Origin of the sequence: Ferrimicrobium sp. (assembly GCA_022690815.1) — a bacterium.
Taxonomy (GTDB): domain Bacteria; phylum Actinomycetota; class Acidimicrobiia; order Acidimicrobiales; family Acidimicrobiaceae; genus Ferrimicrobium.
The window spans coordinates 143,277-153,491 of sequence record JALCZJ010000001.1; the positions used below are offsets into that span (position 1 = coordinate 143,277).

Sequence of the window (10,215 nt, forward strand, 5' to 3'; positions counted from 1 at the left end):
TATTTGTCGTGGTATCGGGCTTGTCGCGGGTTACGATGGGTGCAAGAGCAACCATCGGTAGACCGCAGGGCCCGCAACTTGCGATGACAGGGCTGTCGGTGACATTTGCGGTACGGTGGCGAGTGGGCAGTGCATCGCACACATCGCTTGGTCGGTGGCGATTGCTTGGTTGATATTCGTCGGTCGATAGGAGGAAATTGTGGCTGAGATCGAAATTGGAATTGGTAAGTCTGGTCGACGAGCCTACGGCTTTGATGATATCGCGATCGTGCCATCTCGCAGGACCCGGGATCCCGAGGATGTCGATATCTCTTGGGAAATCGATGCATTTCGGTTCGAACTACCGTTCCTGGCCTCTGCCATGGACGGCGTGGTGTCGCCGACCACGGCGATCGAGATCGGTCGCCTTGGTGGATTGGGAGTCCTCAATCTAGAAGGGCTCTGGACCCGATACGAAGATCCCGACCCTATCTTCTCTGAGATCGCCTCGCTGCCAGCCGAAAAGGCAACGGCCCGGATGCAAGAGGTCTATCAGGAGCCGGTAAAGGAGTCGTTGGTAACAGAGCGGATTCGACAAATCAAGGCTGCTGGTGTCGTGGTGGCGGCATCGGTAACGCCGCAGCGAACGCAGCCGTTGTTGAAGGCGATTCTCGCTGGCGAGCTGGATATTCTGGTCATTCAGGGAACCGTTGTCTCGGCCGAACATGTCTCCAAGTCCGACGAACCGCTCAACCTGAAGAAGTTCATCCGTGAACTCGAAATCCCTGTGATCGTCGGTGGTTGCGCCTCCTACCAGGCGGCGTTGCATCTCATGCGTACCGGTGCCGTAGGCGTGCTCGTGGGTGTTGGCCCAGGTAATGCCTGCACCACCCGTGCGGTGTTGGGTCTTGGCGTTCCCCAAGCGACGGCTATCGCCGATGCGGCAGCAGCCAGAATGCGTCACTTGGATGAGACTGGCGTCTATGTCCATGTCATCGCCGATGGCGGCATGTCCAAAGGAGGTGATGTGTCCAAGGCGATCGCCGTTGGAGCTGATGCCGTCATGATGGGCTCACCACTCGCGGCGGCCTATGAGGCTCCGGGCCGTGGCTTCCATTGGGGGATGGCTACCTTTCACCCAACGTTGCCTCGTGGCACGAGGGTGCGTACCGAGACGCGAGGGTCGCTTAAGGAGATTCTCGTTGGCCCAGCTCACGAGAATGACGGTCGTATGAACCTCTTTGGTGCACTGCGTACGTCGATGGCGACCTGCGGGTATGAGACCATCAAGGAGTTTCAGAAGGCCGAGGTCATGGTGGCTCCGGCACTGCAAACCGAGGGCAAGGCGCTCCAACAAGCCCAGCATGTTGGCATGGGTCACTAGTGCAGAGTTCGCGCGAAGCTCCGGTCATCGTGATCGATTTTGGTGCGCAGTATGCGCAGCTGATCGCCCGGCGTGTTCGCGAACTCCACGTCTATTCTGAAATCGTAGGGTACACCGTCACCGCCGACGAGCTTCGCCGTCGAGGTGCGCGGGCCATCATCCTCTCTGGCGGACCAAAGTCGGTCTATGTCGAGGGGGCCCCTACGATCGATCCGGCGATCTTTGCGATGGGGTTGCCGATTTTGGGTATTTGTTATGGGGCTCAGCTGATGGCGCGTACCCTTGGGGGACACGTTGAACGCACGAACGCCGGTGAATATGGTCGAACGACGATCATCCGGTCCTCGGGAGACGGAGACCTGTTGGCGGACCTGCCAGCGGCGTTTGCCTCCTGGATGAGTCACCAGGATACGATTATGGCGCCACCAAGCGGTGCGGTCGTCACCTCGACGACCGAGCAGTCGGTGGTTGCGAGCTTTGAGGACGTTGTCAACAACCGTTTTGGGGTCCAGTTCCACCCCGAGGTCTCTCATGGTGAGTATGGTCGGGAGGTACTGCACAACTTTTTGTTCCGAGCCGCGGGGCTCGAGCCGAAATGGACGAACTTCTCGATCATTGAGGAGTCGATCGCTCAGATTCGGGCACAGGTAGGCGATCACAACGTCCTGTGCGCACTCTCTGGTGGTGTCGACTCCACCGTGGCTGCCATTTTGACCCATGAGGCGGTTGGTGGCCAGCTGACGTGTGTCTTTGTGGATACCGGATTGTTGCGTGAGGGAGAAAGTGACCAGGTGGTCGCGCTGTTCTCGTCCCAGTTTCATATCAAGCTGGTGGTCGTGGATGCGGCCAAGCAGTTTCTCTCTTCACTCGAGGGCGTCCTCGATCCCGAGACCAAACGCAAGACGATCGGCAACCTTTTCATCCGGACCTTTGAAGAGGCCGCTCGCGAAATCGACGCCGGTGGGTTCCTCGTGCAGGGAACGCTGTATCCGGACGTCATCGAGTCGGGTAGTGGTTCCGCGGCGCTGATCAAGAGCCATCACAATGTTGGAGGGCTGCCGGAGGATATGTCCTTCGCACTTGTCGAGCCACTCCGTTTTCTCTTCAAGGACGAGGTGCGAGCGATCGGTGTTGAGCTGGGTGTCCCGGAGGATGTGGTGTGGCGTCAGCCATTCCCAGGCCCTGGGCTCGCCGTGCGCATCGTCGGGGAGGTTACCGAAGAAGCCGTCGCTCGAGTGCGCCACGCTGACCGGATTGTACGTGAAGAGGTCGTGCGTGCGGGCCTTGCCCGCTCGCTGTGGCAATACTTCGCGGTTCTTGCCCCCTCGCTCCGAAGTGTTGGGGTCTCTGGTGACGAGCGCACCTACGACGCGCCGATCATCGTTCGTTGCGTTGAATCCGATGATGCGATGACGGCCGATTGGGCACGTATGCCCCACGAAGTGCTCGATGTGATTGCCCACCGCATTGTCGGTGAGGTTGATGGCGTCAATCGTGTCGTCTACGACATCACCTCGAAGCCACCAGGAACGATTGAATGGGAGTGAGCGGGTGCCAACCTCTGGTCCACAGATCTTGGAGGGTCTTAACGAGCGCCAGATAGAGGCGGTCTCGACCATGGATGGTCCGGTTCTTGTGGTCGCTGGTGCTGGCTCCGGTAAGACCCGGGTGCTGACGCGTAGGATCGCATACCTGCTCGATCAGGGTATTTCACCGAACGAAATCCTGGCCATCACCTTCACGAACAAGGCCGCCCGAGAGATGGTAGAGCGTGTTCACGACCTTGTTGGCCCAGAGGAATCACAGTCGTTGTGGATCTCCACCTTCCATTCGGCCTGCAGTCGAATCCTGCGTTTTCATCCTGAACTCGGGAGGCTGCGATCAGGTTTTACAATCTATGATGCCGACGATTCCCGGCGTCTCATCGAGCGAACCATCCGTTCGCTTGAGTTCGACACCAAACGCTTCCCTGCTCGTGCAGTGCTGGCGCGCATCTCCAGCGCCAAGGCCGATCTCAAGACGCCACAGGAGATGGCCATCGAGGTTCATGGTGCCTACGATCGGCTGGTGGCTACCGTCTACGAAGCCTACGAGTCGGCCCTGATCGCCAACAACGCCGTCGATTTCGACAATCTTGTCAACTCGGTGGTCTTTGGCCTGCGCGACAACCCTGGGGTGCGCGAGTACTACCAGCGGCGGCTGCGCTATCTCCTGGTCGACGAGTATCAAGACACGAATCGTGCCCAGAACGAACTGATTGGGCTCTTGGCCGAGCCGGAGAACAACATCTTCGTCGTCGGCGACTCCGACCAGTCGATCTACGGTTTTCGCGGTGCGGACCTCAGCAACATCATTGGGTTCTCAGAACGCCTCCCGTCAGCACAGACGATCGCCCTCGAGCAGAACTATCGCTCCACCAACGGGATCCTCGAGCTTGCCAACACCCTGATCACGCAGAACGCCTTTCGCCACGACAAGACATTGTGGTCTGAACTCGGCCAAGGTGCGTTGCCAGTGTACTTTCGTGCCGACGACGATCGAGGCGAGGCCGAGTTTGTCGTGACTCAGCTGTTCTCATTGCTCGCTGAGGGTTATAGCTTGCGAGATGTGGCGGTGATCTACCGAACCAATGCCCAGAGTCGTGTGCTTGAGGAGGAGCTGTCCAAGGCGGGCATTCCCTATCGCGTCGTCGGTGGTGTCCGATTCTATGATCGACGGGAAATCCGTGATATCTTGGCCTACCTGCGTATTCTTGTGAATCCAGATGATGATGTTGCTCTTGCCCGCATCATCAATACCCCGCATCGAGGGATTGGGGCAGGCACCCAGGAGCAGCTGCAGATGGCTGCTAGAGCCCGGAACGTCTCGATGATGCACGCCTTGGAGCTGTTCTCAGCCGAAGAACTCGGTCTATCTCCTAGGGCGGCCAAGGCGCTTTTGCACTTCACCGAGCTCATTAGGCGACTCCGAAGCCTGGTGATCGAACAGGCCCAGGCTCCTGCCATTTTGGATCAGGTGATCCTCGATACCGAGTACCTGGAGATGATCAACGAGGATGATCCATTGACGGCTGAGGGCCGTCTCGAAAATCTTGCGGAACTGCGTCGTGTGGCTAGTGAGGCCGACTCCCTTGAGGCGTTCCTCGAACAGACGGCACTCTTTAGCGCCATCGACGCCGAACTCGATCAGTCGAGCATGACGCTCATGACGGTGCACATGGCCAAGGGCCTTGAGTTCCCAGCGGTGTTCGTGGTCGGGCTCGAAGACGGGATCTTCCCTCACATGCGATCGCTCACGACACCCTCGCAAATCGAAGAGGAGCGTCGGTTGCTCTATGTGGCCGTCACGCGTGCCAAGATGCGGCTCTTCCTCTCCTCGGCTCGACACAGGAGCTTTCAGGGAAAGGTTAACTATAATCCGGAGAGCCGGTTTGTCGCAGAACTTCCTGAGGGAGTATTCGTGAAACTACAGGATGCGAGTGCTGGTGCGCCAACACCGGCTCGTCGTGCTCAGCCCAGCGTTCCCGAGCCTCCTCCTTACCGAGTTGGCGACCGGGTCTTTCATGCGCGCTATGGCGAGGGTGAGGTGCGCGCAATTCGCGAGCGGTCCGTCGACCGTGAAGTGGTGGTGTATTTTGATGCCGCGGGTGAACGTGTCTTTTTTGGTTCGATGGCCAAGCTTAAACTCGTGTAGGCACACGTCATGCCGTGCTGTAGCTAGCGCGAGTCGCGACAGCGGCGATGTGGTTCGGCCATGGTTATGCCCCGCCATGTGGGCGCAAACGACTTGTCTCGTTGGGTTCTGTGGTTGATTGTGGGCCGTTCAGTCCCAAAGGGTGTCCTGCCTCGGTTGGCCTTCCCATCGCAGCGACCTTGCGATGATCGATTACGTGGCGATTCGGTGTCTGGGTTCCTGTCACTATCGTCGATAAGCGTGTCAGGCGTCTCACCAGCGCACGTAAGTCCTCTACGGGTGTGGGGGTCCAACGGGCCCCTTGGAACGCTAGTATTCCTCGGTGGACACAAGGGCCTTTGCGAGCTGGTCAAGGCCGACGAAGCCCAACGAGAGCGCACGGTGGTGGAAGCGCTTGAGTTTAAAGGACGAGCCTTCCTTGTGTCGTACCTGCTCGCGAATGGTGAGCCATGCGCGTTGCCCAAGCTTGTAGCTGGTGGCCTGCGCCGGCCAACCGAGATAGCGATCGATCTCGGAGATGGCGAATCCGCGATCCAGCCCCGCCATAGCTTGTAGGAAGTCGACCGACGATTCGCGTGTCCAGCGGCTAGGGGCCTCAGGGATTGTGTTGTCGGGGACGTCGAAGCCGTTATGGAGTCCAATGTCAATCACCACTCTTGCCGCCCGGAATGCCTGTGATGCGAGCATGCCGAGGCGGTACGCGGGTTCTTCAAAGAACCCAAGTTCATCCATGAGCTGCTCGGCGTAGAGCGCCCATCCCTCGATGTGACCGGAGTTGCCGCCCAGGGTGCGTTGGAACGCGTTGAGCCGGTCGCCAAGCCAGGTGGTGTAGCCGATCTGGAGATGATGCCCAGGGACTCCTTCATGGAAGACGGTCGTCAGCTCATGCCACAGCGGGAACTCCGTGCGGCCTTGGGTCGGATACCAGGTTCTCCCTGGCCGAGAAAGATCGGCCGAGGGAGGGGTGTAATACATCGCGGCTGCACCTCCTGGAGGAGCCAACATGGCCTCGACGTAGACGATCTCTTGAGGGATGTCGAAGTGGACTCCATTGAGTGCCGCCACCGATCCGTCGAGCACCTGCTGGTTCCACAGATGGAAGGCATCGGCCCCTCGGATCACCATGGATGGTTCGGTGTCGAGGTGGGCGATGGTGGCCCTAAGACCAGCAGCAGGGAGAATCTTGTCGGCTTCGACCTCCATCTCGTTGCGAATCCGTCGCAGCTCCTCGAAGCCCCATTGATAGGATTCACCAGGATCAAAGGTTGCTCCGTTGAAGAGTTGGCAGTATCGTCGCCATCGATCTGTACCGACGCCATCGGTGTTTTGGGTCTTGGGAAGATACTCCTGCTCGAGGAAGTCTGCCAGATCGAGATAGGCGACGCTCGCTGCCTGGCAGGCCACCTCAAGACCGGATTGGCTCTTGGGATGATCGCGACGCCAGGCGGCCAGTAACTCCTCAAAGTAGGATGGACCTCCCTGGGTTCCAGTCTGTCTGGCAAGACGGGCGGCTTCGAGAGCCTGACGCTGGGGGGCGATCCTACGGTGGGCAAGGCCGTGGCGCAAGGTTTGCTTGTAGCCTTCGAGTGCCGCCGGAACTCTTGTGAGGCGCGCTGCGATTGTCTCCCAGTCCTCATCGCTGTTGCGTGGCATAAGATCGATGGCCTGTTTGATCTGGTGCTGTGGTGAGTGGATGACGTTGATCTCTTCCATCCATTCGTCGGCATCAAAGAGGGCGAGCTTGGTGGCGAGTCGCTCCATCATCAGCTCCTTGCCAATTACCTCATCCTCGGCGGCCTCGGTTCCACGCACCGCTGCCAACGTCGTGCGGTTGAGGTCGGCAACGGCGTTGATGCCATCCGGCGAGAAATCCGGCAGCGCCGCGGGATCATCGGGCGTCCCAAGTTGCGTAGCAAGAACCGGGTCAAGCTTGGTCAACTGGGCAAGATAATTCGACGCGAGCTCGTTGATCGACAACGCCACGAGAACCTCCTTGGCAATAGGACTAGCGTAGTGGAGTCCAGGCAATGGAGGGTCCGGGTTGCGATGGCCACTCGGGTTAAAAATTAGCGAACCTGTCCCAACTTGGAGCCGGTGGTCGGGCTCGAACCGACGACCTGACGATTACAAATCGCCTGCGCTACCAGCTGCGCCACACCGGCTGATCTGAACTAGAGCCTATAAGTTCCCTCGGGCCTCTCAGGCGTTGTCGGGACGACCTTCTTCTCGATCGATTGTTAACCTGGCGGTTGCCTGTGTGACAACTTGGGAGCTTATCGTGGACCTGTTGTGGCTAGGACTGGAGCGGGGCGAGAGAGGATGGCGGTAGATGGATTCGATTCGTTTCGTCGGACGTAACGAGATAGCCACCGGCTTGATGGGAGGCTTTTATGACCTTCAAGCCGAGGAGGAGCTTTGTCGGCAACCGCGCGGTAGAAGGTTGCTACACATTCTGCACCTGAGTGATATTCAGCTTGCCGACGTGAAATCGCCTGCACGGTACGAGTGGGTCAACGCATTTTTCGGCGTCGATGGATTCACAGAGTTGATTCCCGCGTATCGTGCCCAAGAGTTCTTGGTAGCACACGCACTCGTGGCCATGATCGGTCAGTTCAACCAGCTTGTCGAGGGTCAAGAGCGGGTGTGCGCGATCGTGACCGGTGACGCCATTGACAATGCCCAACACAACGAACTCGACAATGTGATGGCCGCGATCGGTGGTGGTGTGGTAGATCTACGTTCTGGTGACGCGTCGATGGCGTTGGTCTCAGCTCACGGCTTCGGGGACGCCATCTATTGGCACCCCGAGCCGGGCAACGACGACTACAAACGACTTTGGGGGTTCCCGACGATCGAGGGCATGCTGGACGCCGCCTTTGGTCCGATCGTGTCGCCGGGATTAGCTTGTGATTGGTATGTCACCAACGGCAATCACGAACTGCTTGTTCAGGGGATTGGCGTTACCGATGAGGCCACACAGGCGATCGTCGCTGGGGATGCGAAACAAGTTGGTCCACCAGCCATTATGCCCGGTGACCCTGAGCGAAGCGGTATTGAGACGCCAACAGCGCTGTTGACCGGTGGGCCAACCCGTTCGGTAGCGCCCGATATGGCTCGCCATTTCGTCGACCGGAGGGCCCTGGCCAACGCGATTCGACGCGCGGGTGGTACACCCAAGGGGCATGGTCTGGGCGATGAGGATCGGCTTTATTACGTTACAGAGCTCAATGAAGAGGTGGTGCTGATCGGTCTCGATACCGCCTTCCACTGGGGTGGTGCAGAGGGAGCCATCGATGTTGGCCAGGCGAACTGGTTGCTTGAGGTACTCAAGCGCTACTCGCGTCGATACCTCGATGACGACGGTTCTATGGCGACCGGCCCTGGTGACGATCGCATCATCGTGGTCGCCGCGCACCACCCGTTGGCTACGTTGACCAACCGTCGTGCAGGGATCCGGCCCGATTATTATCTGGGTGATTGGGTGCTCGCCACGCTGTTGCGATTCCCCAACGTTGTCGCGTTCATCAACGGACATACCCATGAGAACCGCGTTCGACTTCACCAGGGATATGACCGCGAACTGTGTGAGGTGACCACCTCGGCGTTGATGGATTGGCCATGTGAGGCGAGGTCAATCGAGATCACCGTCGACAACGAGGCGATCTGGATCACCTCGACGATGATCAACGTCGACGGAGTTGGGACTCCTCGGCTGGACCACCTTGACCCTATGAGCCTGGCCCTGTGGCATCGCCTCTTGGCAGCGAATACACCAGCACGTACCCTTGCGCCGCATCACCACCCCGAAGGCGGTCCTGGGGATCGCAACGTCCAAGTGCGAATCGAACGACCGCCTTGGTTGCGCCCTTAGCTCCGCTGGCAGTTGCTTGATGGCTTGCCTTTCGGAGGACGAGCAACGGCGACTGGTTGGATTGCCAACAGATAGACAGTCAACACGCAAGTTGTACGTGCGACTGCCTACCCGTTGGATTGCATGGGTGGGTTAAGGTCGGTTGCCCAACACCGACGATGTCGATGCTGAGAAGGAAGTGCTGCCGCTCGACGCGGTGGGCTGCTGGGTGGTGCGAATGCCGCTTTGACCAGCAGGCATGCGCGTCATTGGTACCCCTCCCTGAGTGGCGCAAAGAATCGGGACGGTCTCACCCTGCGAGGTTGCATACTCTGCTAGCTCAACGAAGGCGTTCGATTGTGCAAGACGGTGTTCGATGGCCGGCATTGCTCCGGTGCTCATCATGAGATGGGCGCGATAGGCAATACAAAGGCCATGCAAGCTAGCGCCCGAGAGGATCCCATGGTTCACCGAAGCAGGCGTCGTCGCCTTTGTGGTGGTCGTCGACTGGCCGACGGCTGGAATGGGTGTAGAACGAGCGGGCACCGGCTTCACCGTGGTGCTGTCGTTGACTGATTGGCTCGTGGATCGACCATCCGAGGATCGACCGCTATTGGATCGGCCTGGTGCGGAGCGGGTACTAGTGGGGTGGGTGACCGCCGTGAATTTCGCTGGCTTGGCCGCTGTGTGATCGTGAATCATGACGGTTGTCCCGATGCCACCGGTGATGGCAATGATTCCAGCGATAATACTTTTGCCCGAGACGAGGCTGACTAGCATGTCGTTTCCCTTTCTAGAACTCATTGGGCGCCCATACGTGTCGCGCGTACTGTCATTACAAGCGTGCAACCCGGGCGGAGCGTTACACCTAGAGTGAAATATTTGAAATCTGCCAGGACCGAACTTGCACAGCTTCGACTTGACCAGTTCCAACTCGGCCAGGAGATAACGACTGCGCAGGAGTCAGGTTGCGGTCGCGTCATTGTGTGAGTCGTCCGCGCATAGGCGCGTTACAGTACGCTGATTCTCCACCATATGTGGTAAAGTGCCACCATAATGGGGAACATGTTAACCATGAGCGAGACCGCGCAAGCCCCCTTGGTGTGTCCATGTAGACGCTCAGGCGGTGGGATCGCGATTGGCTGGTACAACCCACTGAAATGACCCCTGGTGGTCATTGACGGTACGACCTTACCAAGATCCAGACGATGGGGTTCCGACCAGTTGGTCAACCAGACCGCAAAACGGTCACCTATGCGCGGGTGTCATCGAAGGATCAACAAGCAGACCTACAACGACAGGCCCATGT

At 58.7% G+C, this 10,215-nt stretch carries 6 protein-coding genes and 1 tRNA gene; 4 read left to right on the top strand and 3 right to left on the bottom strand.

The genetic code is table 11. From position 1 onward, the window contains the following. Positions 1-199: 199 nt before the first annotated feature. From MP439_00705 to MP439_00715, 3 genes are read left to right on the top strand one after another with little or no spacing between them, the layout of a single operon-like run. Positions 200-1,363 (top strand): GuaB3 family IMP dehydrogenase-related protein, encoded by a 1,164-nt coding sequence (locus MP439_00705; GenBank protein ID MCI2974590.1) that lies wholly within the window; start codon positions 200-202, stop codon positions 1,361-1,363. Next, positions 1,363-2,910 carry a glutamine-hydrolyzing GMP synthase gene (gene guaA / locus MP439_00710; GenBank protein ID MCI2974591.1) on the top strand — a complete coding sequence of 516 codons (1,548 nt, stop codon included), beginning with the start codon at positions 1,363-1,365 and terminating at the stop codon, positions 2,908-2,910. Before MP439_00705 ends, guaA begins: the two co-directional genes overlap by 1 nt. A 4-nt stretch (positions 2,911-2,914) precedes the next feature. Further along, entirely contained in the window at positions 2,915-5,056 is a 2,142-nt protein-coding gene (locus MP439_00715; protein MCI2974592.1) for a UvrD-helicase domain-containing protein, read from the top strand. Between the two features lie 309 nt (positions 5,057-5,365). Here the strand turns inward: MP439_00715 and MP439_00720 are convergent, their stop codons facing one another. After that, a complete protein-coding gene (locus MP439_00720) occupies positions 5,366-7,039 on the bottom strand; it encodes a DUF885 domain-containing protein (GenBank protein ID MCI2974593.1) in 1,674 nt (557 codons plus the stop codon). A gap of 103 nt (positions 7,040-7,142) precedes the next feature. Next, a tRNA-Thr gene (locus MP439_00725) sits at positions 7,143-7,218 on the bottom strand. A gap of 167 nt (positions 7,219-7,385) precedes the next feature. Here MP439_00725 and MP439_00730 point away from each other — a divergent pair. After that, a complete protein-coding gene (locus MP439_00730) occupies positions 7,386-8,927 on the top strand; it encodes a hypothetical protein (GenBank protein ID MCI2974594.1) in 1,542 nt (513 codons plus the stop codon). Between the two features lie 132 nt (positions 8,928-9,059). On the opposite strand, the gene MP439_00735 is transcribed toward MP439_00730, so the two are convergent. Further along, complete coding sequence (locus MP439_00735) at positions 9,060-9,686, bottom strand: hypothetical protein (protein ID MCI2974595.1); 627 nt, start codon at positions 9,684-9,686, stop codon at positions 9,060-9,062. Positions 9,687-10,215: the final 529 nt, after the last annotated feature.

Excerpts from the sequence above, each read along its gene's own strand:
- MP439_00730 (MCI2974594.1), top strand. The coding sequence starts at position 7,386 with ATGGATTCGATTCGTTTCGTCGGACGTAACGAGATAGCCACCGGCTTG.
- MP439_00735 (MCI2974595.1), bottom strand. The coding sequence starts at position 9,686 with ATGCTAGTCAGCCTCGTCTCGGGCAAAAGTATTATCGCTGGAATCATT.